Source organism: Duganella sp. GW822-FHT06D06 (assembly GCF_058799615.1).
The window spans coordinates 252,960-277,155 of sequence record NZ_JBXALQ010000005.1; the positions used below are offsets into that span (position 1 = coordinate 252,960).

Consider the following 24,196-nt stretch of genomic DNA (forward strand, 5'->3'; position numbering starts at 1 on the left):
ATAATGAACCGCAACGCCTTGACGATACTGGTGGTGGAAGACCATCCGACGATCGCGCGCCAGATCGTCGACTTCCTCGATGGATTGAAGTGGCAGACCGACCACGCCGCTACCGGCGCGCTGGCCATCGAGCTGGCGACGCGCGACCCTTACGATGTCGTTCTGCTCGACCTGAATCTTCCCGACATCGATGGGCTGGAGGTGTGCCGCGCGATCAAGGCGCGCGCGCCGCGCAACGTGCCGGTACTGATGCTCACCGCCCGCGACGCGTTCGAAGACAAGGCGCGCGGCTTCAAGCAGGGCGCCGACGACTACCTGACCAAGCCATTCGACCTGCGCGAGCTGGCCCTGCGTTGCGAAGCGCTGGCGCGCCGCGGGCAACTGCATCTCAGCCAGGAACTGCGGGTCGGCCCGCTGACGCTGCTGCCGCGCGAAAAGCGCGCCCTGTGCGACGGCGCGCCGCTGCCGTTGACGGCGCTCGGCTTCAGGATCCTGCTGATGCTGTGCACCGCGTCCCCGCACGCGGTGTCCCGCTCCGCGCTGATGCACGAGCTGTGGGGCGCCGATCCGCCGGACAGCGATGCCCTCAAATCGCACATCTATGCGCTACGCAAGCAACTGGAACTGGCCGGCGCCGGAAAGTTGATCGTCACCATTCCCCAGCTCGGCTATCGGCTGCAACCGGAAGCGGCGGACCGTGTTTAGCTCGATCCGGCAGGGCCTGTTTGCCGCACTGGCCGGCTTCACCGTCCTGATTTGCGTTGGCTATACCGGACTCGCGCTGGTCATTTCCTACGTCACCGAGGACATGCTGATCGACCGGTTGCTGGAGCGCGAAGCGGCGGCCATGACGGCGCATTTCGGCCTGCACGGCGTGGTCCCGCCGCCGGCCGACGCGATGATGCGCGTCTATCGCAGCGCCGAGGCGCTGCCGGCCATCGTGCGCGAGCGGGTCGCCGCTGGCCAGGCGCGCGCCGAAATCTCCACCGGCACGGGCCAGCACTATCATCTGCGCGCGCTCGACCTGCCGGGGCAGTCCGGCCTGCAACGTGTCTATCTGTTGGCCGACGTCCGTCCGTTGCTGGTGGTGTCGAAGCTGTTCCAGGATGTCGGCGGCGTGTTGATCCTGTTTGCGCTGGGCTTGATCGCCCTGGCGCTATTGCTGGCCTACCTGCTGTCCAGGCGGCTGGTCGCGCCGCTCCAGGTGCTGGCGAACGAGGTGCGCAACCTGCCGTCGGACAGTCCAGTCGAATTCAGCGCCCGGCATCGCCGCGATGAAATCGGTTACCTGGCGCAGAAGCTTGGCACGACGCTCACCGAACTGCATGCCGCGCTGAACCGGGAGCAGGCGTTCACGCGCGACATCAGCCATGAGCTGCGTACGCCGCTGACGGTCATGACCAATCTCCTCGGGCCGGCGCAATCATCGCTACTGGATGCTGACGATGTGGCGCAGCTGCGGGCTGGCGTCGGCGAGATCGGCAATACCGTCGACGTCCTGTTCGCACTGGCGCGCGCGGAGCATATCGCCGAGGAGGCGTTCGACCTGCGCGGCTGTATCGAGGAAGCGCTGTTGCGCCTGCTGGACAAGGGCGCCTGGGAAGACGAACGACTGGTGCTCCAGCTGCCCGACCGCTTGGAGGTCTGGGGCAACCGCCACCTGTCCACGCTGCTGATCAACAACTGCCTGGGCAACGCCCTGTTCCATGGCGGCGCCGATTCGCGGCTGCTGCTGTCCTTTGCCGACGGCATGCTTAGCCTGAGCAATACGGTCGAGCCGGGCCGGCCCGGCACGATGCAGGGTTTCCTGCATGGCCAGCATCTGCTGCTGCGCAGCGCCAGGGCCATGGGCTGGGAGATCGCCTTCCATGCCGGCGCGACGGCGTATCGGGTCGAGATCGTGCCGCGCCGCGCGTGCTGAAATCGGCTGGATTTCACCCAGGTTTCACCGCCGGTTTTTTATCCTGTGTGCTCGACAACCTTCCCGAGCCATGCACATGAAAATACTGATCTGCCTGATCTTCCTTGCCTGCGCCGCATTTCCGGCGCTGGCCCAGGTGAAGTCCCTTCTGCACAAGGAGGAGAAACGCCGCTATCTCGTCTACACCCCGGCGTCCTATGCGAGCCAGCCTCAGAAGAACTTTCCAGTCGTCTTCAATTTTCACGGCAGCGGCATGACCATGGCCGAACAGATGCTGTACACGCAAATGAACCGCGCCGCGGACCGCCACCAGTTCATCGTCGTCTACCCGATGGGCATCAAGCAGGACTGGAACGTCGGCTTCGGCATGTCCTATCTCGAAGGCAGCGACGACATCGGCTTTACGGAGGCGCTGCTGGCCAGGGTGGCGCAGGATTACCGCGTCGACAGCCGGCGCGTGTACGCGGCCGGCCTGTCGCGCGGCGGCTTCTTCACGCTGCGCATCGCGGCCGAGCTGCCGCACCTGTTCGCGGCCGTGGCATCGGTCGGCGGACCGATGCCCGAGCCGGTGATGCAGCACCATGCAAAGCCGGGCAAGGTCGGCGTGCTGCTGCTCCACGGCACGGCGGACCAGGTGGTGGCGTATGCCGGCAAGCCAGGCAGTTATCTGTCGGCGGAGGACAGCTACGGCTATTGGCTGAAGCAGAACGGCATGGCAGCGGCCGGCGCCAGCCGCCGCCTGATCGACAGCGACGCCGCCGATGGCACGGACGTGACCTGGCTGGAGCAGGGCAATGGTCAACAGAGCGTGGCGCTGGCGACGGTCAGGGAAGGCGGCCATACCTGGCCTGGCGCCGACCCGTTCAATGTCGGCCTGCCGATCGGGAAGACCACCCGCGACATCGACGCGAACGAAGTCATCTGGAACTTCTTCGACCAGCATCGCCGTTTCTGACGCGGCGTCGCCGACGGCATGCGCTGAGTTGGCGTGGCATTCTGCAAGGAAAACATCCCCTTGCTATAATCGGGGCGACCGGGCACTACCCGGTCCTGGCTCCCGACGTCGCCATGATGACGTTCCCAGTGGTCCGCACGGACCTGCCGCAAGGAGCTTCCCCTGTCCACCGCCACCCGCTCGGAAAACCTGCACAGCATCTATGCGATGCTGGCAGCGGTCGCCATGTTTTCGTTCATGGACACCACCATGAAGGTGCTGTCCTCCCACTATCCCGCCACGCAAGTGACCGCCATGCGCGCGCTCAGTTCGCTGCCGCTGCTGTGCGGCTACATGCTGTATCGCGGCGCCTTCCGCGGCATCTTCCAGGTGCGCTGGGGCATGCACATCTTCCGCAGCCTGCTCGGCATCGCGATGCTGACCTCGTTCGCCTACGGCCTCAAGGCGCTGTCGCTGGCCGAGGCGTATTCGATCTTCTTCATCGCGCCGTCGCTGATCACGGCGCTGTCGGTGTTCATTTTGAAAGAGAAGGTCGGCACCGGTCAGTGGGTCGCCATCGTGGTGGGCCTGCTCGGCGTGCTGGTGGTGCTGCGGCCCGAAGGCAGCGGCTTCCTGACCTTGGGTGGGCTGGCCTTGCTGGGCTCGGCCGCCTGCTACGCCATGGCGGCGATCACCAGCCGCGTGCTGGCCCGCACCGACAGCAACGAGTCGATGATGTTCTGGTACCTGCTGATGATGGCGGCCGGCGGCCTGGCGATGTCGGCCAGCCACTGGGTGCCGGTGCGCGCCGAGGACGGCTGGGTGCTGCTGGCGCTGGCGCTGAGCGGCTTCCTCGGCCAGCTGGCGATCACGCGCGCCTTCAGCTCGGGTCAGGCCTCGGTGGTGGCGCCGTTCGAATACTCGGCGCTGGCCTGGGGCGTGGCCATCGACTGGCTGCTGTGGCACACCCTGCCCGACGGCTACACGCTGCTCGGCGCCGGCATCATCATCGCCAGCGGCATCTACCTGGTGCGGCGCGAATCGGTCCACGCGGAGGCCGAACATCCTTAACGACGCCTCCGGGGTTGAATGACTGGTTTCTTCGGTTCATAAGCTTTCAGTCCTGCATCCCCGGTTAGAATTTCTACTAAGTAGCCTGCCTTCGCATAGTGTTCCGCGACACTTTTAATTGTGGCATCGCCTATGGATGTTCCTCCTGCGGCGAGAGGAGGCCAGACTTCCGCTAAACTATTTAGATTCTCGGCGTCCCAAAGTGCCGATTGATCTGTGAACGCTGCCCAAGGAGTCTGCGCGTCTGCAGTGTTCCGGAGGCACACGGCTAATTGCCGTGCCTTTTCAAAACGATGAAGTGGCGCCTGAGCAATATGGTTCCCAGTTTCGATAAGTGTCGCCATAGGCAGTACGAAAGTACTATCTTTTTCACGTTCTGCTGCAAGCAAATTCTCCACCCTCGCATGGTCCCAACGGTCGTCAAGTGGGCCAGCCTCTTCTTTTCCGGGAACCTGCAACCAACAGCAAAGTACTGAGGTGTCTAGAATGAGTACCCGTTTGCTCATTCGCTCACCTGCCTGAGGCCTATCGTAGGTTCAGCGGATTCCTCTCTCCATAAATCCAACTGCGATGTTTGGGTGTTGGTTGCAGAGGCCTTTTTTCGTTTTCCAGAAAGGGTCTTTTCAATTAACCCCTTGCTAGAAAGTTGGCCAATGGGCCCTTGAGCTAACAGCTTTGGAAGTTGCTTAATATCTTCCAGTAGCGTAAGTACGCTATGTCCTGATTGAGCGTCGCGGTGTGCAACAGTAATAAAGGGGACCATTTCTGTTCCCATTGCGTCCAACAGTGCTGGGTTATGAGTTGTCACTAATACGTCTACGCCACGCTTTGAGCCTTCCTCTTTCAGCATGTCTAACAGTAGTTGGGCGCGAGAGGGGTGTAGACCGTTATCTACCTCCTCGACTACTAACAAGCTCCCAGTTGGTCGCGTAAGGAGTGCAGTAAGAATTGCTAAAAAACGCAAGGTGCCATCCGACATCCCCCTGGCATCGATCGTATGGGGATCAAGTCGATCAAGCCAGTGCTCCTCACAATATAACATTGCGTCAGAGTTAAATCTCCCCACCGTTTCTGCGTAGACTCGTCGAATATCACGCTCTGGAAGCTGGCTGGCATACTGGGTAAGTACGCTTTCGATCTCCTGCTGCTTTTCCTTGGGCAATGCTGCAAGAATGCCCGCGATGTTGCGAGCGTCTGACTCAAGTTTTTCCGCTAAAGGGGAATAGCTTCGCATATGCGAGGGAATGGGGTCTAGAATAAATATTTCACGTAACGCGGTGACAACCTCCGCTACACCATCCTGGATTTCTTGACGTAATTTCTGGCCGACTAATTGAAATAGTACCGTGTGCGTGCGACTCAATTCTCGTCGAGTTCCATGCTTCTCGTTGTAAAGCCTTGCCACGATCGTCGGTGAGTCGTCAGTGCAAGGATCGGTGCGAAAAAGCTTAATATTTCCAGTCTGTGATTTTCTTTCGCCATCTTTGCCCACCCTATGCTTGATACGTGTGAGTTGTTCGGCGAACACGTCGCAGCGGTTTTCACTAACACGGCAGTCCATGCGATATTCGTAATCGGTCGTGTTGTCCACGCGGCAGACAACTCCCAATGCAAAAGTATTGCCGGGACGTTTCGCGGCCCATTCCACTCCGCCTCGCAATGCGATCTGTGAGCCATCTCCCTGTAGCGCTGACGTGAGCATTGCACCTGAGGCAATTCGGTTTAACAGCGAAAATGCGTCTAGGGCATTTGATTTTCCACTAGCGTTTGTGCCGACTAGAACTGAAATGGGGTCGATATGAAGAGACGCTTTCTCATAGCTCTTCCAGTTTTCTAACTGTAATTCAGTAATCATGTATGTAGCCCCACTGCGATTTCGTTGCTAAATATTTACTATCTTGGTAAGTTGGTATATAGCTATGCTTGCGCTAGCACTGTAGCGCAAAGTGCCGACTTCCCCAAACGACGTTCATGGAAAGATATCATTAAAGAGTGGGGGCGAGCTTTTTGTCATCCAGTCCGTTGTCGCGTGAGGGGGTAAGGGGGGCAACAGGTCGAAGCTAAACTCGCTATAATCGTCGGATGTTAAAACAACGCACTATCAAAGAAATGGTCCGCACCACAGGTGTCGGACTGCACTCCGGCACCAAGGTCGAACTGACGCTGCGCCCGGCCGCGCCGGACACCGGCATCGTGTTCCGCCGCGTCGACCTGACGCCGGTGGTGGAGTTCCCCGCCAGCGCGATGGCGGTGGGCGATACCCGCATGGCCTCGGTGCTGGTCAAGGACGGCGCCCGCGTGTCGACCGTCGAGCACCTGATGTCGGCCTGCGCCGGCCTCGGCCTGGACAACCTGTACATCGAAGTGAGCGCCGAGGAAATCCCCATCATGGACGGTTCGGCCTCGTCGTTCGTGTATTTATTGCAACAGGCCGGCGTGCTGGAACAGCCGGTCGCGAAGAAATTCATCCGCGTGCTGAAACCGGTGGAAATCCGCGAAGGCACGGGCGACAAGGAAAAATGGGCCCGTCTGACGCCGTACAACGGCTTCAAGCTGGACTTTTTCATTGAATTCAACCATCCGGCGGTCGACGGCACCCAGCAACGCGCCCATGTGGACTTCGGCGACGTCTCCTACGTGCACGACGTGGCCCGCGCCCGCACCTTCGGCTTCATGCAGGACGTGGAAATGCTGCGCGGTATAGGCCTGGCGCGCGGCGGATCGCTGGAAAACGCGATCGTGATGGACGAGTACCGCATCCTCAATTCGGACGGGCTGCGCTACGACGACGAGTTCGTGCGCCACAAGATCCTGGACGCCATCGGCGACCTGTACCTGGTCGGCCACCCGCTGCTGGCCAGCTACGAGGCGCACAAATCCGGCCACGCGCTGAACAACCAGCTGCTGCTGGAGCTGCTCAAGCATCCGGATGCGTATGAAATCGTCTCGTTCGCGACCAATGAAGTCGCGCCGCCTTCGTATCTGCGCCAAATGGCGCGCGAGTGGGCGCTAACTTAGTCCGGTGTGCTTCTAGGTTGGGCGCCGTTTCGCCACCATCGCTTTAAGGGCCGCGATCAGCGAGGCGTTCTGCGGGGTGTCGTCCAGCGTATCGCCGAGCTCGTCGAAGGCCGTCACGGCCGCTTCCGTCAGCCACAGCGAGCGCATCTGCTCCTTGATCTCGGCCGGCTTGGTCATCAGCACCTTCAATTTCACGCCCTGCACCTGCCAGCCGCGCAGGGCCAGCGTGTCCTGCAGCTTGGGCAGTTGCTGCTTGAGCTTGGCCGCCAGCGCCGCGTTCGGCAACGACAGGGTCAGTTGCCCGGCCTCGAAGGCCAGGATTTCGCAGTACTTGAACATGGCCGGCAGCGCCGCCGCGCAGTCTTTTTGCAGCGCGGCCATGCGCTGGATGGCCGGCAGCAGGGCCGCCATTTTGTCGTCGCGGCGCAGGAAATCGGTCGCGCCGACGGGGGTGTGACGCCTGATGGACACGTTGGAAGAGTTGAATCGCATGTGCAGCAACATATCACAGCGGCAAAAAAACGTCACCACCGGTTAAAATAGCTTAATTTTGTGACATTGTTCACTCTTGGGCTATTGTTAAACAGGTCAATAACCCAATGTAGGCGCGGACGCATGATAAAATCACCGTCTTTTGCCATAGTCGAACTCCGTGCGGTAAGGCGTTTTTCCCCTACAGAGCTTTTTTTAACGGCGTTTTTTCAAGAATTCAAGCATGTCATTACTGACCCAGATTTTCGGTAGCCGCAACCAGCGGCTGCTCAAGCAATACCAAAAAACGGTACGCGAGATCAATGCGCTCGAGCCGGCGATGGAAAAACTGTCCGACGCCGAGTTGCAAGCGAAGACGCCTGCATTCAAGGAACGCATCGCCAATGGCGAATCGCTGGACGCGATCCTGCCCGAGGCGTTTGCCGTCTGCCGCGAAGCAAGCAAACGCGTCTTCAAGATGCGCCACTTCGACGTTCAGCTGATCGGCGGCATGGTTTTGCACTTCGGCAAGATCGCCGAAATGGGCACCGGCGAGGGCAAAACCCTGACCGCGACCCTGCCGGCCTATCTGAACGCGCTGTCGGGCAAGGGCGTGCACATCGTCACCGTCAATGATTACCTGGCGCAGCGCGACGCGGAAACCATGGCCAAGCTGTACGGCTGGCTGGGTCTGACGACCGGCATCAACCTGTCGCAGATGGAGCACGCCACCAAGCAGGCGGCCTACGGCTCCGACATCACCTACGGCACCAACAACGAATTCGGTTTCGACTACCTGCGCGACAACATGGTGTTCGAAGCCCGCGACCGCGTGCAGCGCGTCCTGAACTTCGGCATCGTCGATGAAGTCGACTCGATCCTGATCGACGAAGCCCGCACCCCGCTGATCATTTCCGGCCAGGCCGAGAACCACACCGACCTGTACTACAAGATCAATGAGCTGCCGCGCCTGCTGACCATGCAGGTCGGCGAAGAAACGCCGGACGGCAAGGGCAAGGTTGAAGTCCCGGGCGACTACACCAAGGACGAAAAAGCCCACCAGGTGCTGCTGACCGAAGCCGGTCACGAAAAAGCCGAAGCGATCCTGACCCAAATGGGTCTGCTGCCGGAAGGCGCGTCGCTGTACGACTCGGCCAACATCACGCTGGTGCACCACCTGTACGCGGCGCTGCGCGCGCACGCGCTGTACTTCAAGGATCAGCACTACGTGGTGCAGAACAATGAAGTGGTGATCGTCGACGAATTCACCGGCCGTCTGATGACGGGCCGCCGCTGGTCCGACGGCCTGCACCAGGCAGTCGAAGCGAAAGAGGGCGTGAAGATCCAGAACGAGAACCAGACCCTGGCCTCGATCACCTTCCAGAACTACTTCCGCATGTACGCCAAGCTGGCCGGCATGACCGGCACCGCCGATACCGAAGCCTACGAATTCCAGGAAATCTACGGCCTCGAAACCGTGGTGATCCCGCCCAACCGTCCTTCGCAGCGCAAGGACCGTCAGGACCAGGTCTACAAATCGTCGGCCGAGAAGTACAACGCCATGATGCTGGAAATCCGCGAATGCTACGACCGCGGCCAACCGGTGCTGGTCGGTACCACCTCGATCGAAAACTCGGAACTGCTGTCGGGCATCCTGACCAAGGGCGGCCTGCCGCACAACGTCCTGAACGCGAAACAGCACGCCCGTGAAGCGGAAATCATCGCCCAGGCAGGTAGCCCGAAAGCGATCACCATCGCCACCAACATGGCCGGCCGCGGTACCGACATCGTCCTGGGCGGCAACGTCGAGAAGCAGATCCAGTTCGTGGAAGCCGACGCTGCGTTGAGCGACGCCGACAAGGCCGCGCAATCGAAAGCACTGCGCGACGGCTGGCTGGCATTGCACGAGCAGGTGGTTGCTGCCGGCGGCCTGCATATCGTCGGCACCGAGCGTCACGAATCGCGCCGCGTCGACAATCAGCTGCGTGGCCGCGCAGCACGTCAGGGCGACCCTGGCATGTCGCGCTTCTTCCTGTCGCTGGACGACCAGCTGCTGCGCATCTTCGCGGGCGACCGCGTGCGCGCCATCATGGACCGCCTGAAGATGCCGGAAGGCGAACCTATCGAAGCGGGCATCGTCTCGCGTTCGATCGAGTCCGCGCAGCGCAAGGTCGAGGCACGCAACTTCGATATCCGTAAGCAGCTGCTGGAATACGACGACGTCGCCAACGACCAGCGTAAAGTGATCTACCAGCAGCGTAACGAGCTGCTGGAAGCGACCGACATCTCGGAGCTGATCCAGTCCCTGCGCCACGGCGCCTTCACCGACCTGGTACGCGAATACGTGCCGGCGGAATCGGTGGAAGAGCAGTGGAACATCAAGGGCCTGGAAGCGGCGCTGGCGGCGGAATGGCAGATCGACTTGCCGTTGCGCGCCATGCTGGAAAAAGAACAGAACCTGAACGACGACGACATCCTGGAACGCGTGATCGCTGCGGCCGATGCGCTGTATCAGTCGAAGATCGACATCGTCGGCAAGGAATCGTTCGGCGGCTTCGAGCGCAACGTGATGCTGCAAAGCGTGGACAGCCACTGGCGCGAACACCTGGCGGCGCTGGATCACCTGCGCCAGGGTATCCACCTGCGCGGTTACGCGCAGAAGAACCCTAAGCAGGAATACAAGCGCGAAGCGTTCGAACTGTTCGGCCAGATGCTGGATATGATCAAGAACGAAGTGGTCAAACTGATCATGACGGTGCGTATCCAGTCGCGCGAAGAGATCGATGCGGCCGAAGCGGCAATGCAGCAGTCGCACGTTGAAAACGTGAGCTACCAGCACGCCGACTTCAACCCGAACGCAGCGCCTGAAGAACTGCTGGCGCCAGCGCCGGTATTGGGCAACCTGCCACCGGAGCTGCAAGGCCTGAGCGCCGAGCAGCTGATGGAGATGGGCCTGAAAGTCGGACGCAACGACCCATGCCCATGCGGCAGCGGCAAGAAGTACAAAGCCTGCCACGGCAAGCTGGCATAAACAAAAAACCGGAGCTAGTCTCCGGTTTTTTTATGTTATGTGGTGCGAGCTCCTTTGCTCGCGCGCTTACCAATGCAACGGCTTCTGTATTGGTTTCTTCTTGGTTGGGACGGTGGGCGGCAGTTGTGCATCATCCAGCTGCTCGTCAGTCAGATGCGTGATATTCCAATGCGAATATTTTGAAAGCGAACCGCTGATACTCCTATGTACATTTTTCCCGGAGACGGGCGGGTGGACTGGCGTCCGTTCCGTGCGTGGCGAAAGTTGCTAATGCTGGGGCGGTGAAAAAAATGACCTTGTCCAGAGTTTCGTTTTGGTCTCGCCGTAAGAGTAATGCTTCGAAGAACTTCACAATATCGAACCACTTGAATCGCGTACCCCGTAAGCGCCCATAGTAAAGGTTGTAGCCATCAACGTAGGCCACAGTCTTCCCGCTCGACGCATTGTTCGTGGACACCAGCTTGCTCTCTTTGGATGTGAAAAAGCCGCCCATAAGAGCGGCTCTTCCGTCCCGAGTGAGGGTCAACTTAATGACACTACAAGGGATGAGTGGTATCTCAATGCTAAACCCGATTAACTAGCTTGTCAATTCTGTGTAGTGCCTTGCCGTGCGTCTAAAGCTGTCGCTCGTAGACTGCGCGGATACCGGCGCGAGTGGGTGTGCTGGCGGTGCGGGTGGCGGTGTAGCTGGCGTCGGCGTAGAAGCTGCCCAGCAGTTGGTCCTGGTGCAGGACGTTCAACAGCGACACGCGCAGCCGCGATTTGCTGTCGAATTTCCATAGCGCGTAGCCGTCCAAGGTGCGCGTTACGCCGGTGTAGCTGGCCAAGTTGCCGCTGATCCTGACCAGGCCGCCCGTCTGCAAGCCGGCGTTGAAGCCCAGTGTCAACGTACCGGCGGGGCGGTAGTCCAACCCGACGTTGGCGCTGAAGGGGATTTGCGCGCTGAGACGATTGTCCGGGCCCGGCACGGCGTCCAGCCGCGACCAGTTGCGCGAGGCGTTGGCGCGCACGTCGACCGGCCATGCGCTGAGCGGGAACTTGGCGTCGAACTCGATGCCGGCCACCTTGGCCTTGCCGCCGTTGAACGGCGTCGTCACCCACGAACCGTTTTGGCTGAACAGGCGCTGCACCGTCACGTCGCGGATGCGCCGCGCGTAGGCCGATACGCTCACCGAGCCCTCCTTGCCGAAGTACGATTCATACGCCGCATCCAATCCCCATGCCAATTCCGGCCGCAGATCTGGATTGCCCTGCACGTCCGGATTGGTGGGGCCGTTGTCGTTGTTGATGGTGTAGCGGCGTGGCAGCAGGTCGCGGGTTGGCGGCGCCTTGTAGGTGCGGGCGAGGGCCAGCCGCACCTGGTCGCGCTCCTGGTTCGGCAGCTTCCACATCATCTGCGCCACCGGACTGAAAACGCTGGAGTGGTTTTGCACCGCCGCCAGCAGGGCCCCGTCGGTGCGGGTGTCCAGACCTTCCCAGCGCAGTCCGAGATAGGCCTGCAGGCGGGCCGTCACGTCCCATTCATCTTGAGCGAAGAGGGCGATGCGGCGCACGCGCGCCTCGTACTCTTGCAGCAGTTGGCCCAGCGCAGCGCCGCTGGCCGTACTGTCGTCCTGGAGGCGCGTCTCGCTGCGGCGCGTGTCGGCGCCGTCCCAGCCGATGGCGAGGCTGTGTGCTTCGCGCAGGCGGGCCAGGTATTTGCCGCTGGTGGTGAGGCTGTCGTCGTCGGCGGTCGATGTGACTGCGCGCGTGAACAGCGGCGTGCCGCCTTTGCTGGCGCCGTGGAAGGCGTAGTCGGTGTTGCGGTGGTTGTAGTCGTAGCCCAGTTTTACGCTTAGCTTGCCGTCCGCGCCGACCGCGTGCGTCCACGTCGCGCCGCTGCGCAGGAAGGCCGTGTGCGACAGCGCGTGCCAGTCATTGTTTGGGTAGGCGGTCGATGCGCCGTACATGGTGGTTTCATGGGAGTCCCCGTGGCTGCTGGTGCGGTACAGGTCCAACAGGTTTTGCCATGCCAGCGTATCGCCGTTTGCCAGTGTCCAGGTCAGGCGCGGCGCCAGATTCAGTTTGGTCTGGCGCGATGCGTTCAGTTCCGCGAAGGTGCGCAGCGCGGCCGGTCCTTCTACGCGCTCGGTGGTGCCGGGCGTGTTGCGGAAACCCGTTTCACTTAGCGTGGCGGCCAGGCCGTACGATAGCGCGCCGTCGCGATCCGCGATCTGCATCGTGGCGGAAGGGCCGGTTACGCCTTGCAGGTTTTCGATGCCCAGCTTGAGGTCGCGCTGCGCGCGGCTGCCTTTGCGCAGGATGACGTTGATGCTGCCCGCCATCGCCTGCGCGCTGTATTCGGCCGACGCGGTGCGCAGTATCTCGATGCGCTCGATCAGTTCGGGCGAGATGGCGTCGATGGACATGCCCTGCGGTGCTGGTTCGCCGTTGATCAGCAGCTGCGTGTAGCCGGCGCCCAGGCCGCGCATGCGCACTTCGCCGCCGGCCACGGAGATGCCAGGCTGTCGCTTGAGCAGGGCGGAAAGCGTGGTGTCGCCAAACAGGTCGATGTCCGCCCGGCCGACCACGATCTTGGCCGCCGTGTCGTTGCGGCGCAGGGCCTGGGCGGCGGAACCGTTGATGTCGACGCGCTGCATGTCGGCGGCGTCCTGCGCATTCGCGCTCGCCGCGAGGCAGAGCAGTAAAAGAGGTTTCATGAGATGGGCGTAAGTTAATCCGGCGCAGAGTATCGCGCCGCACCGGCCGTGCGAGAGCGCCTTTGTGACGAGCGCCCGGATTGCGGTGACGATGCCCGGCCGCCGCGCATTTTGGCGGCCCATGCCGCTGATATACTCGCCGTCATGGATCAACCCTCCCTCACATGGCGCGAAGTACGCAACACCCTGCTGGTCAATCTGCTGGTGTGGGGCTTGCTGTGCGCGGTCGGCGCCGCCAGCGTCTACAGCGACGTGTTGCGCGAAGGCGGCAGCCGTAGCTATGGGCGCGTAATGCTGAACTGGGATTTGAATCACGTGCTGATGATGACGCTCAGCTTCGGCCTGTACCTGGTCTTCCGGCGCCGGCCCGAGCTGACCGCCAGCGCCCGCGCCATCGCGCGCTGCTACGCGATGGTGCTGTTCATCTTCCTGCCGCTACAGCTGGTCTACATGGCGGTGCTGGACGCGCTGCGTGAAGATGGTGCGCTGGACCTGGCCCATGCCTTGCGCCTGTTGCTGTCGCCGCACGGTTTCAATGTGTTCCTCGAATTCGCCTGGGCGACCGGGACCTACACGGCGGTCACCGCCATTTGCATCTGGCGCCGCAGCCAGGCGCGGGACAAGGCCTGGCAGCAGGCGCTGACCGACAACCTGCATCTCAACCTGGAGCTGGAGCGCCAGCGCATGCTGGCCCTGCGCGCGCAACTGGAGCCGCACTTCATCTTCAACGCGCTGAACGCGATCAGCGCGCTGGTGCGCACCAGCGACGGCGACCTGGCGCTCAACGGCATCAACCGCCTGAGCGATCTGCTGCGCTACGCACTGACCGCCAGCGGCCGCGATTGGGTCAGCGTCGGCGAGGAGCTGGCCTTCGTCGACGACTACCTGGCCTTGCAGCGCCTGCGCTACCGGGCGCGCCTGCAAGTGCAGATGGATATCGGCGACGTTCATGGCGGCGAATGCCCGCCGCTGCTGCTGCAACCGCTGATCGAAAACGCCTTGCGCCACGACCTGGATTGCCACGAAGGGGACAGCGATATCGGCATCCACATGCGGCGCGAAGGCGAGCAACTGCACATTCGCATCAGCAATCCGGTCACGACGGACGCGTCGCCGAATCCGGGGCTCGGGATGGGGCTGGCCAACACGCGGGCGCGCTTGCAACTGGCCTATCGCGGCGATGCATCGCTGGACAGCGCCTTGCGCGACGGCCGCTTCGAAGTGGCGATCCGCATGCCTCTTTATCCGAAGGAGTGACGGCGATGCGTGTCTTGCTGGTCGACGACGAAGAACCGGGGCGCATCAACCTGCGCTACGCGCTGGCGCGGCATCCGCAGTGGCAGGTGGCCGGCGAATGCGCCAGCGCTGCCGCCGCCCGCGAACTGCTGGCGCGGCAGGAGGTGGACCTGGTGTTCCTGGACGTGCAGATGCCGAAGGAATCCGGCATCGACCTGGCGCGCAGCCTGAGCGCAATGGCGGAGCCGCCGTTGATCGTGTTCGTCACCGCCTACAACGTCTACGCGATCGAAGCCTTCGAAGTGCACGCGATGGACTACCTGCTCAAGCCTTTCGACGACGCCCGCCTGGCACAGACGCTGGAACGCGCGGCGGCGATGCTGGCGCAGCGCCAGCTGGCGGGCTTCGCGCCGGCCTTGCGCGCCTACGTTGCCGCGCAGCCGGCGGCCGCGCCGGCGGGCTACTGGCAGCAGGTCAGCGTGCGTTCGATCGGGCGCATCGAGTGCATACGGCTTGAGGATGTGCAGTGGCTGGAGGCGGATGGCAATTACGTCAAGCTGCACCTGGCGACACGCTGCGTGTTGTACCGCATGCCGCTCAGCCGACTGGAGGAACACCTGAACCCGGCCCGCTTCGTCCGCGTGCATCGCCGAGCCATCGTCGCCGCGGAGCAGTTCGCCGCGATGTCCGTGGTGGGGGATGGCAGCTACCTGCTGGCGCTGCGCTGCGGCGATACGGTGGCCGTCAGCGAGCGCCACGTGGAAGCGGCGCGCGCCCGCCTCGCGGCAGTCTAGCGTGTAGCGTCGCGCTGCGGCGCGGAGTACGGCAGCAGCATGCGCACCGCCGTGCCCACGTCCGGCGCCGAATCGATGGTGATGCGTCCACCCAGCACGCCGGTGACGATGTTGTAGACGATGTTCATTCCCAGCCCCGTCCCGCCCTGGCCCATCTTGGTGGTGAAGAAGGGATCGAACACGCGGCGCAGCACGTCGTCCGCCATGCCGACGCCGTCGTCGCTGAACATCAGCTCGACGATGTCGTCGTCCACCGCTTCCGCGCGCACGGTGATGGTGCCGCCCTTGCGCTGGTCGAAGGCGTGGTTGAGCGTGTTGTTGACGAGGTTATTCAGTACCTGGTACAAGGCGCCGGGATAGGAGTCGAAGCTCAGTCGTTCCGGTATCTGCAGTATCACCTCGCACTCGGCGCGGCGCAGGCGCGGCATGTAGGTGGCCATGGTGTCGTGCACCGCCGATAGCAGGTCGAACCTGCGGCGCTGGTCGTTGGTCTGGTCCACGGCGATTTGCTTGAACGACGAGATCAGCTCCGCCGCCTTGTGCAGCGAGCCGGAAATCAGCTGGCTGGCCAGGCGCACTTCCTCCAGGTGCGCGGTCAGTTCCGAGCGCCGCAGCGCGCCGGCCGCCACGTGCAGGTCGAACTCCACCACGCGGTCGCGCAATGCGGTCGACGCCAGCAGGCTGTTGCCGATCGGCGTATTGAGCTCGTGCGCGATGCCCGCCACCAGCGATCCGAGCGAGGCCATTTTCTCGGCCGCCAGCAGTTCGTCCTGCGTATGCTGCAAGGTCTCCAGCGCCGTGCTCAGGTCGGCATTGGCGCGCTCCAGCGCCGCCGAGCGCTCGCGCACGCGCGACTCCAGCGACACGTTCAAGTCCTTCAGCTCGCGCTTGGCGTTGAGTTCCTCGGTCAGGTCCAGCAGCGCCCAGATGATCGAGTCGTTGCCGTCCAGGGTCAGCGAGGACGACCAGATCGCCACGCTGCCCACGCTGCCGTCGGGCAGCAGCACGCCGGCGATGGCGCCATGCACCGCGCCTTCGGTCTGATACATTTTCCAGATGCGGTCGCGCTCCAGCGTGCTGGCCCAGAATGGCACTTCGTCGCTGCGCTTGCCGATCAGGTTGGCGGCGCCGGCGCCGAAGGTGTGCGTGACCGCGCGGTTGGCGGCGACGATGCGGCCGTCGCGGTCCGACACCGTCAGCGGCAGCGGCGCCATGTCGAACAGCGTCTTGAAGCGCGCCTCCGATTCCGACAAGCGCAGCTGCGATTGCTCCAGCTGCGCGATGCGTTCGCGCAGCGCTGCGCTCATGGCGTTGAGCGTGCGCGTGAAGACGGCGATTTCATCGTCGCCCTCGACCGGCAGCGCCTTGTTGTAGTCGCCCAGCGCCATTTGCTGCGACTGGTCGGTCAGCGCGTGCAGGCGGCGTCCGATGCCGTGGGTGAAGGCGTAGAACAGCACCACGCCCAGCGCCAGCCCGATCAGCGAAATCACGCCGCCTTGCAGCAGCACCTCGTCGCGCGCCTGCTTCAGGTCCTTGGTGGTGAGCCCGAAATTGATGGAGCCGACGCGGTTGTCGCGCAACAGCAGCGGCGAGCGCGCGTGCAGCATGGCGTCGTCGAGCAGGGTGCGCACGCCTTTGAAGCTGGTGCCGCCGCCTTGCCGCAGCAGGTCCGGCAACGGGCCGTTGCGCTTGCCGGCTTCGATGATGGGTTTTTCGTTTTCGTCGAGGATGACCAGATAGCGCACAAAACTGTCGTCCGGATCGGCCAGCATTTCGGTCAGGTAGTTGGTCAGTTCGGACAGGCGGCCGCGCGTGGCGTAGGGGCTGAGGGAGAGATTGAGCGTGACCGCGTATTCGCGGGCGACGCGTTCGGCGTTGGTGCTGACGGCTTGGTTCATCAGGCGCAGGCTGTTCCAGATCAGCAGGCCAACCACCAGCGCCTGGATGACGGCGCTCAGCAGCAGAAATTTCGCGCGCAGCGATAGACTCAAAACGTACACTCCTTGTGGCGTTGCCAGGAGCGCACGTACCTGCCGTCCGCGCGGGACGGCAGGGTGCCAGGGCTACCTGGAGGTTAAGGCAGGGTCAGGATCACTTTGACGGTGTCGTCCACTGCCGACTTGTCAATATAACCGATCGCCTTCGGATCGGCAGCAACTGCTTTCTTCACCTCGGCGTTGTTCGGATATTCCTTCGGCGGCGTGGCTTTGCCGGTGAACACCAGCTTGGACCACAGGGCCTTGACCTGCGCCGGGTCTTTTTCCGCGACCTTCTGGTAGAAGTCGGCGCGGATGTGCGAACCTTCGGCCTGGTCGACCGGCGTGAACAGGTTGGATTTACCGAGGAAGAACTGCGAAGCCTGTTCCGAGAACATGCGGGTCGCCGGGTTCTTCTGGCTGACGATGACAACGGTTTCCGCCGAGGCGCCGGCTGCGGCGAACGACGACAGCAACGCAGCGATGATCATTTTTTTCATGTTGTGGACTCCCGATTAGAAGACGAAATCGATCGCCGCGGCGACCACGGTGACGTTGTTGTTGAAGCCAGGCTGGACGAAGATCAGCGAGCCGCCTTTGGTTTTAGGCTTGGCGCGGTCGACCTGCACTTTCAACGCCATCGATTTGGCGAAGTCCCAACGCACGCCGATCAGGTCGGACGTCTGTTCGGTCGCTGGCAGCAGGCCATACACGGCGACGCCCAGTGGGTGGTTCTTCGGCAGGTTGGCGGGCGGGGTCACCGAGCTGCCGGCGTCGCGGACGGAGGCGTGGGCGTAGTAGGGCAGGAACTTGCCGACGCGGTAGCCGACCATGGTGTACCAGGCATTGGTGTCAGGAACGTAGACGGCTTCCTTGGCGCGACGCTGGGCGTACTCGGTCTGGACCACGATGTTGCGCCAATCCATGGTGCCGCCGATCGAGGTGAAGGCGATCTTTTTGCCATCGGTCAGGCCGAGGTCATTGGCCAGCTGCTTGAAGCCGAACTGGTTCAACGTCCCGGTCAGGGTGTTGATCGGGCCCAGGTCGTTGGTCTTCAGGTCGGCGCGGGCGTGTGCGACGCGCAACAGGAATGGGCCGTACTCGCCGATGAAGGTGATGCCGGCGGCAGGCGCGCGGTAGGTCGCGACGGCGCCGGCGCCGGTCGGCACGAACAGCTTGCCGCGGCTGACGCCGGCGAAAGCCTGGGTGGTGAAGTTGAAGTCGCCGAAGGCGTGCTGATAATTGACGTCCGCGCCGTCGACGTTTTCGATCGGGGCCTGGCCGTACATCTCAATCGGCGGACGCATCATGGTGTTGGCGTAGCCGACGTTCTGGTAGTCCGAGATCAGGAAGGTCGGCACCACGACGCGGCCGACGCGCACGCTTGTTTCGTCGTTGATGCGGGCTTTCAGAAAGGCCCAGGTCAGGTCGGTGGTGAAGGTCGGGCTGGTGTTCTTGCGGGTCAGGATCTGCGCGGTGCCGGACAACCAGTCGTTGATGCGGTAGGTCGCTTGCAGGCCGAGGTTGGTGTCGAGGCCGATCTTGGCCTGGTCGCTCACGCCTTCAGCCTGGTTGTAGCGGGCAAATTGCGCCTGGTCGGTGTTGCTCTTGGCCACGCCCAGCGTGCCGAAGGCACTGATGGTCAGGTTTTCGTCACCCAGGGTGCCTGCCTGTGCCTGCATGGTGGCGGTGGCGGCAAATACGGCAGCTACTAGAAGTTGCTTTTTCATGTGGTCGGTATCCTTTGATTTGTTGTCAGTTGTTTCTTGCTATTGACGATCGTGTCGCCTTGTTTGTCTCGTGACATGCGGGGATGGGGCACTCGGGCTAAACCATAAACTAATTTCCGTACGGCATGAATTCAATTTTTATGAATTAGAACGTACGTACTAAAATCTTGTGGCTTTTAAGTTGAAAACAGCGATTTCCTCAATGAATTCATGGGGTTGTATGACATCCTTCTAGTGCTTTTTGAGCAAATTTGCGCTTAAGTTATGCCTGGGGAGGATGGTGAGAATTTGTAACCGATAGTTGTGGCTGTGGAGGGAATGATGCGATGCGCCATTTTGTCCGTCAGGTATTACAATAGCGGCTCCCACTTTCCACTCACGAGAACACTCATATGGCCGTCAATTCCCCTCTGCCCGTCGCCTCCGCACTGAAGCCTGTAGCCGGCATCGAAATCGGTTTTGCCGAAGCCGGCATCAAGAAGCCGAACCGCAAGGACGTGCTGGTGATGAAAGTGGCGCCTACCGCCACCGTGTCCGGCGTGTTCACGCTGAACCGTTTCTGCGCCGCGCCGGTGCAGATCGCCAAGGCCCACCTGGCGGCCGCCAAGGAAAGCGGCAAGCCGATCGCCGCGCTGCTGATCAACACCGGCAACGCCAACGCCGGCACCGGCGAAATGGGTCTGGCGCTGGCCAATGAAACCTGCGCCGCGCTGGCCGCGCAGCTGGGCTGCGAAGCATCGCAGATCCTGCCGTTTTCCACCGGCGTGATCCTGGAGCCGCTGCCGGCCGCCAAAGTGATCGCCGGCCTGCCGCAAGCGGTCGCCGGCCTGAAGGCCGACAACTGGTACCACGCCGCCGAAGCCATCATGACCACCGACACCCAGCCGAAAGCCGGCTCGCGCACCGTCGCCATCGGCGGCCACACGGTCACCATGAGCGGCATCAGCAAGGGCGCCGGCATGATCAAGCCGAACATGGCGACCATGCTGGGCTACCTGGCGCTGGACGCCAAGGTGGCGCAGCCGGTGCTCGACGTGCTGGTCAAGCAGGTGGCCGACCAGTCGTTCAACTGCATCACCATCGACGGCGACACCTCGACCAACGATTCCTTCATGCTGATCGCCACCGGCGCCGGCACGCTGGAAGTCACCTCGGTGGATTCGCCGGAATACGCCGAGCTGGCGGCCGCCGTCACCGAGCTGTCGCTGTTCCTGGCGCAGGCCATCGTGCGCGACGGCGAGGGCGCGACCAAGTTCATCACCATCACCGTGGAAGACGGCGCCAGCGTCGAAGAGTGCCGCAAGATCGCCTATTCGATCGGCCACTCGCCGCTGGTCAAGACCGCGTTCTTCGCTTCCGACCCTAACCTGGGCCGCATCCTGGCCGCCATCGGCTACGCCGGCGTCGACGACCTCGATGTCAGCCAGCTCAATCTGTACCTGGACGATGTCTGGGTGGCCAAGAACGGCGGCCGCAATCCGGACTACAAGGAAGAAGACGGCCAGCGCGTGATGCAGCAGAGCGAGATCCTGGTGCGCGTCAAGCTGGCGCGCGGCGCGGCTGCCGCCACCGTCTACACCTGCGACCTGTCGCACGACTACGTGAGCATCAACGCCGACTACCGTTCCTAAGATGGCGACGCCTCTCGAACAATTCCTGGTGCGCGCCGAGGCCTTGCTGGCGCGCGTGGAGGCGGTGCTGCCGCAGGCGCCGCGCGAGCCGGACTGGAAGCTGGGCTTCGCTTTCCGCTGGCGCAAGCGCAACGGCGGCGGCGCCAGTTATCTGCAGGCGGTGGCGCATGTGTCGCCGATCGCGCTGGACGACCTGCAGCATATCGGCCCGCAGAAAGAGCAGATCGAGCAGAACACCCGCCAGTTCGTGCAGGGCAAGCCGGCCAACAACGTGTTGCTGACCGGCGCGCGCGGCACCGGCAAGTCTTCGCTGATCAAGGCCTGCCTGAACCAGTTCGGCAAGGACGGCCTGCGCCTGATCGAAGTCGACAAGGCCGACCTGGCCGAGCTGCCCGACATCGTCGACATCGTGGCGGGTCGGCCGGAGCGCTTCATCGTCTTCTGCGACGACCTGTCGTTCGAGGAGGGCGAGAGCGGCTACAAGGCGCTGAAGGTGGCGCTGGACGGCAGCATCTCGGCGCAGTCGGACAATGTGCTGATCTACGCGACCTCCAACCGCCGCCACCTGATGCCGGAGCGTATGTCCGACAACATGAGCTACAAGCACGACGAGGATGGCGACCTGCATCCCGGCGAGACGGTGGAAGAGAAGATCTCGCTGTCCGAACGCTTCGGCCTGTGGCTGACGTTTTACCCGTTCAAGCAGGACGACTACCTGGCCATCGTCGGCCACTGGCTGTCGTCGCTGGGCTGCAGCGAGGCGCAGATCGAAGCGTCGCGCGCCGACGCCTTGCGCTGGGCCTTGCAGCGCGGCTCGCGTTCGGGCCGCGTGGCCTGGCAGTTCGCCAAGGACTACGCCGGGAAGCTGGCATGAGCGGCGCCGAGGTGAAGGTCAAGCCGGTCGATGTCGCCGTCGGCATCCTGATGAAGCCCAACGGCGACGTGCTGCTGGGCCAGCGTCCGGCCGGCAAGCCGTACGAAGGCTATTGGGAATTCCCCGGCGGTAAAGTCGATCCGGGCGAGAGCATACTGCAGGCGCTCAAGCGCGAGTTCGTCGAGGAGCTGGGCCTGTCCATCAACAGCGCCGAGGAGTGGTGCGGCATCGAGCATGTGTACGAACACGCGCACGTGCGGCTGCACTTCTTCATCAGCCGCGACTGGAGCGGCGAGCCGCAAAGCCTGGAAAACCAGGCCTTCGCCTGGCAAGGCGCGGTCGGCGTCGAGCCGCTGCTGCCGGCCACCATTCCGCTGCTGGAGTGGCTGGACATGGTGCGCTACGGATCGTGATGGGGCGCTGGTGGAATAGCATGAGCCTCTGGCGCGGGCTGGCCGGCGTCGCGCTGGCGGCCTGCGCGGGCTTGGGCGCGCTGCTGGTGCTGCGTCCCGAGCCGCCTGGCCCGGCCTGGATGGCGGTGCTGTCGGCGCCGCAGGACCGCAACGCCGGCTGGATCGCGTCGGTGAGCGTGGACCGCCAACTGACGCTGACGCCGCTGCACGACACCGTCGTCGCCAACCGCAAGGCATTGCAATTATGGATATCCGCACCGGGCTGGACTGCGCCGGTGTCGCTGGGTTTGTTGGAGCACGACCGCCAGTTGAAACTGTCGCTGGAACAGTTGCCGGCGCTGGCCGCGGAGCCATCGTTCGACATCACACTGGAACCGCAAGGCGGCTCCGCTACGCCCACCGGGCCGGTACTGTACAACGGGCAGGCTGTCAAACCGCGCTGACAGGCAGAGTGTTGTATCTGTGAACATTGCTGTTTGACTAAGTTTTCGACACTGCCTATGATGGCCGCCTGTTTCCACAATTTTTCTTGTCAATGAAATTTGTCAGTCTCGGCCCACGGGCCCATGATGTGCGTCCCAAGTCCGCCGGTTCCTGTCACGATTGCGCCGCGCCGGTAGATGGCAAGTATTGCAGCCAGTGCGGCCAGAGCAGCCATGTGCACGTGGCCTCGGCCGGCGAATTCATCCATCATTTCATCGGCCACTTCGTGGCGGCGGAGGGCAAGCTGTGGCGCACCTTCGGCGATCTGCTTCGGCGTCCGGGCCAACTGACGGTCGACTTCATCTGCGGCCGCCGCACCCGCCACATCGATCCGCTGCGCCTGCTGTTGACGGTGTCGATGCTGGTGTTCGGCGCGCTGAAGCTGCAGACCCACCTGGTCGACAACAAGCAGCCTGAGAGCAAGCCAGCCGCTGTGCAAACGCAGGACGCCAAGCCGCTGGAAAAGCCGTTGACCACGAAACTGATGGTGGACGTGTTTGAACGGCTCAGCCCGACATTCCGCGAACATCTGGACAAGTTCGAGGCGCTGCCCAAAGCTGAACGCGGCAGTGTCTTATGGCATAACTGGCTGAAGCTCGGGCCGACGCTGATACTGTGCCTGATTCCAGTCGTTGCGCTGTTCCTCAAGCTGCTCAACGCGGGGACCGGCTGGCGTTATGGCGAGCACCTGGTATTTTCGATGCACCTGCAGACCTTCGCCCTGCTGGACTTTCTGACCTGGATGCTGCTGGAGGAGGTGACGGAATATGCCGCACCAATCGCCCTGCTGGTGCTGGCGGTGTACATGATGTTCGGCATGCGCCGCATGTACGGCGGAAGCTGGCTGGTACTGGCGGCGCGCTGGGGAGCGCTGGTGTATCTGGAAGTGAAGGCCTTCCTGCTGATGAGCCTGATCGCCTTCTTTATTTCCCTGCTGTGAGCCCGGCTTATTCTTCGTCGTTCGGATCGACCGGCGGCGCGGCCGGGATGGCGTACTTTTCCTCGGCCCAGGCGCCGAGATCGATTTGTTTGCAGCGTTCCGAGCAGAACGGACGGAATTTATTCTCTTCCTTCCACTCCACTTTGGCGGAGCAGGTAGGGCAGTCAACTACGGTGGCCATGATAATTCTTTAAAAGTTACAGAGGGTGAGCTCGAATGGTACATCATCTTCCAGCGGCTTGGGTTTCAGGTCGCCGCCCTGCGAGGTGAAACGCACCCACAGCATGTACTTGTTGGCCGAGATTTCCGGGATCGCGCCCAGCGATTCATCCAGGGTCAGGCGCAGCATCTGGTAGACCTTGCCCTGCAACATCTGCTGATAGCTGCCGGCCACGGCGATCATCTTGACCGGGCCGCCGGAATCGCGCAGCAGACGCAGCACCAGGCCCAGCGCGTCGAACAGCGGCGCCAGCGGCGCGAACCAGGTGGCGATGTCGTTGAAGCGCTGTTCGGCCGGACGTTTTTGCCAGGCGTAGTAGGACGGCAGGTCGAATTCGCAGGCGCCGCCGGGAATGATGGTGCGGCCGCGTATGCTCATCAGCCATTCGTTGTCGCGCACGTTCTGCCCGGTCTTGCCCTGGGCCGCGACCAAGGCGCTGCTCACGCCATCGAGCTCGGCCAGGATGGCGTCCAGCGTTTCCGCTTGCACATTGGGGTTCATGCGGTAGCCCAGCAGCGATTGGCGCTGGCGCTCCAGTTCTTGCAACAGGTCGGACTTCAAGTCGGCGCGGCCGGCCACCTCCAGCATGTCGAAGATGGTCGCCAAGGCGACGTGGTGCTGCATAGGGTGTTCTTGATGCACAAAGAACTTGAATTTCTCGTACAGATCCTCTAATCGCAACAACGTGCGGATGCGCTCGTTGAAAGGATATTCGTAGACAATCAAAATAACATCCCTCAGTAGTTGGACTTGC

Annotated in this window: 22 protein-coding genes; 13 read left to right on the forward strand and 9 right to left on the reverse strand. The window is 62.5% G+C overall.

Features of this window, described 5'->3' with window-relative positions; all coding sequences use genetic code 11:
* The first annotated feature begins 3 nt into the window (after positions 1-3).
* The 4 genes from AC1RMD_RS11845 (at position 4) to AC1RMD_RS11860 (ending at position 3,926) form a co-directional block, all read left to right on the forward strand.
* A complete protein-coding gene (locus AC1RMD_RS11845; RefSeq protein ID WP_492926822.1) occupies positions 4-705 on the forward strand; it encodes a response regulator transcription factor in 702 nt (233 codons plus the stop codon).
* Positions 698-1,921 carry a sensor histidine kinase gene (locus AC1RMD_RS11850; RefSeq protein WP_492926823.1) on the forward strand — a complete coding sequence of 408 codons (1,224 nt, stop codon included), beginning with the start codon at positions 698-700 and terminating at the stop codon, positions 1,919-1,921. Before AC1RMD_RS11845 ends, AC1RMD_RS11850 begins: the two co-directional genes overlap by 8 nt.
* Positions 1,922-1,997: 76 nt before the next feature.
* On the forward strand, positions 1,998-2,876 hold the full coding sequence (locus tag AC1RMD_RS11855; protein ID WP_492926824.1) for an extracellular catalytic domain type 1 short-chain-length polyhydroxyalkanoate depolymerase: 879 nt from the start codon (positions 1,998-2,000) through the stop codon (positions 2,874-2,876).
* 207 nt (positions 2,877-3,083) lie between these two features.
* Entirely contained in the window at positions 3,084-3,926 is an 843-nt protein-coding gene (locus AC1RMD_RS11860; protein ID WP_492926825.1) for a DMT family transporter, read from the forward strand.
* On the opposite strand, the gene AC1RMD_RS11865 is transcribed toward AC1RMD_RS11860, so the two are convergent.
* Both AC1RMD_RS11865 and AC1RMD_RS11870 read right to left on the reverse strand, forming a co-directional pair.
* Entirely contained in the window at positions 3,923-4,432 is a 510-nt protein-coding gene (locus AC1RMD_RS11865) for a hypothetical protein (protein WP_492926826.1), read from the reverse strand. The two genes, AC1RMD_RS11860 and AC1RMD_RS11865, sit on opposite strands and share 4 nt — an antisense overlap.
* Positions 4,429-5,781 (reverse strand): AAA family ATPase, encoded by a 1,353-nt coding sequence (locus AC1RMD_RS11870; protein WP_492926827.1) that lies wholly within the window; start codon positions 5,779-5,781, stop codon positions 4,429-4,431. The genes AC1RMD_RS11865 and AC1RMD_RS11870 overlap by 4 nt, the downstream gene beginning before the upstream one ends.
* A 227-nt stretch (positions 5,782-6,008) precedes the next feature.
* Here AC1RMD_RS11870 and lpxC point away from each other — a divergent pair, with 227 nt between their 5' ends.
* Entirely contained in the window at positions 6,009-6,944 is a 936-nt protein-coding gene (gene lpxC, locus AC1RMD_RS11875) for a UDP-3-O-acyl-N-acetylglucosamine deacetylase (RefSeq protein WP_492926828.1), read from the forward strand.
* Between the two features lie 12 nt (positions 6,945-6,956).
* On the opposite strand, the gene AC1RMD_RS11880 is transcribed toward lpxC, so the two are convergent.
* Positions 6,957-7,436: a hypothetical protein gene (locus tag AC1RMD_RS11880; protein ID WP_492926829.1), complete on the reverse strand. Its 480-nt coding sequence runs from the start codon at positions 7,434-7,436 to the stop codon at positions 6,957-6,959.
* 223 nt (positions 7,437-7,659) lie between these two features.
* Between AC1RMD_RS11880 and secA the strand changes: the two genes are divergently transcribed.
* The gene (gene secA, locus AC1RMD_RS11885; protein ID WP_492926830.1) at positions 7,660-10,446 is read left to right on the forward strand and encodes a preprotein translocase subunit SecA; all 2,787 of its coding nucleotides are present in this window, start codon (positions 7,660-7,662) and stop codon (positions 10,444-10,446) included.
* A 614-nt stretch (positions 10,447-11,060) separates the two neighbouring features.
* On the opposite strand, the gene AC1RMD_RS11890 is transcribed toward secA, so the two are convergent.
* Positions 11,061-13,145 carry a TonB-dependent receptor plug domain-containing protein gene (locus tag AC1RMD_RS11890; protein ID WP_492926831.1) on the reverse strand — a complete coding sequence of 695 codons (2,085 nt, stop codon included), beginning with the start codon at positions 13,143-13,145 and terminating at the stop codon, positions 11,061-11,063.
* 144 nt (positions 13,146-13,289) lie between these two features.
* Here AC1RMD_RS11890 and AC1RMD_RS11895 point away from each other — a divergent pair, with 144 nt between their 5' ends.
* Both AC1RMD_RS11895 and AC1RMD_RS11900 read left to right on the forward strand, forming a co-directional pair.
* A complete protein-coding gene (locus AC1RMD_RS11895) occupies positions 13,290-14,402 on the forward strand; it encodes a sensor histidine kinase (RefSeq protein ID WP_492926832.1) in 1,113 nt (370 codons plus the stop codon).
* Between the two features lie 5 nt (positions 14,403-14,407).
* Positions 14,408-15,175, forward strand: a complete 768-nt coding sequence (locus AC1RMD_RS11900; RefSeq protein WP_492926833.1) for a LytR/AlgR family response regulator transcription factor — start codon at positions 14,408-14,410, stop codon at positions 15,173-15,175.
* On the opposite strand, the gene AC1RMD_RS11905 is transcribed toward AC1RMD_RS11900, so the two are convergent.
* The 3 genes from AC1RMD_RS11905 to AC1RMD_RS11915 form a co-directional block, all read right to left on the reverse strand.
* Entirely contained in the window at positions 15,172-17,175 is a 2,004-nt protein-coding gene (locus AC1RMD_RS11905; protein WP_492926834.1) for a sensor histidine kinase, read from the reverse strand. The two genes, AC1RMD_RS11900 and AC1RMD_RS11905, sit on opposite strands and share 4 nt — an antisense overlap.
* Positions 17,176-17,249: 74 nt before the next feature.
* Positions 17,250-17,651, reverse strand: coding sequence for a type 2 periplasmic-binding domain-containing protein (locus tag AC1RMD_RS11910; protein WP_492926835.1), 402 nt, complete (start codon positions 17,649-17,651; stop codon positions 17,250-17,252).
* A gap of 15 nt (positions 17,652-17,666) precedes the next feature.
* A complete protein-coding gene (locus AC1RMD_RS11915; RefSeq protein ID WP_492926836.1) occupies positions 17,667-18,881 on the reverse strand; it encodes a porin in 1,215 nt (404 codons plus the stop codon).
* 392 nt (positions 18,882-19,273) lie between these two features.
* On the opposite strand from AC1RMD_RS11915, the gene argJ reads away from it, so the two are divergent.
* The 5 genes from argJ to AC1RMD_RS11940 all read left to right on the forward strand — a co-directional run bounded on the left by argJ (position 19,274) and on the right by AC1RMD_RS11940 (position 23,222).
* The gene (gene argJ / locus AC1RMD_RS11920; RefSeq protein ID WP_492926837.1) at positions 19,274-20,512 is read left to right on the forward strand and encodes a bifunctional glutamate N-acetyltransferase/amino-acid acetyltransferase ArgJ; all 1,239 of its coding nucleotides are present in this window, start codon (positions 19,274-19,276) and stop codon (positions 20,510-20,512) included.
* A gap of 1 nt (position 20,513) precedes the next feature.
* The gene (locus tag AC1RMD_RS11925; protein WP_492926838.1) at positions 20,514-21,386 is read left to right on the forward strand and encodes an ATP-binding protein; all 873 of its coding nucleotides are present in this window, start codon (positions 20,514-20,516) and stop codon (positions 21,384-21,386) included.
* Positions 21,383-21,799: an NUDIX domain-containing protein gene (locus AC1RMD_RS11930; protein WP_492926839.1), complete on the forward strand. Its 417-nt coding sequence runs from the start codon at positions 21,383-21,385 to the stop codon at positions 21,797-21,799. The genes AC1RMD_RS11925 and AC1RMD_RS11930 overlap by 4 nt, the downstream gene beginning before the upstream one ends.
* A gap of 20 nt (positions 21,800-21,819) precedes the next feature.
* Complete coding sequence (locus AC1RMD_RS11935; protein WP_492926840.1) at positions 21,820-22,242, forward strand: anti-sigma factor domain-containing protein; 423 nt, start codon at positions 21,820-21,822, stop codon at positions 22,240-22,242.
* A 128-nt stretch (positions 22,243-22,370) separates the two neighbouring features.
* Positions 22,371-23,222 (forward strand): DUF3667 domain-containing protein, encoded by an 852-nt coding sequence (locus AC1RMD_RS11940; protein ID WP_492926841.1) that lies wholly within the window; start codon positions 22,371-22,373, stop codon positions 23,220-23,222.
* A 7-nt stretch (positions 23,223-23,229) separates the two neighbouring features.
* On the opposite strand, the gene yacG is transcribed toward AC1RMD_RS11940, so the two are convergent.
* Together yacG and zapD are read right to left on the reverse strand one after the other, a co-directional pair.
* A complete protein-coding gene (gene yacG, locus AC1RMD_RS11945; protein ID WP_008445476.1) occupies positions 23,230-23,403 on the reverse strand; it encodes a DNA gyrase inhibitor YacG in 174 nt (57 codons plus the stop codon).
* 9 nt (positions 23,404-23,412) lie between these two features.
* Entirely contained in the window at positions 23,413-24,168 is a 756-nt protein-coding gene (gene zapD / locus AC1RMD_RS11950; RefSeq protein WP_008445477.1) for a cell division protein ZapD, read from the reverse strand.
* Positions 24,169-24,196 lie beyond the last annotated feature (28 nt).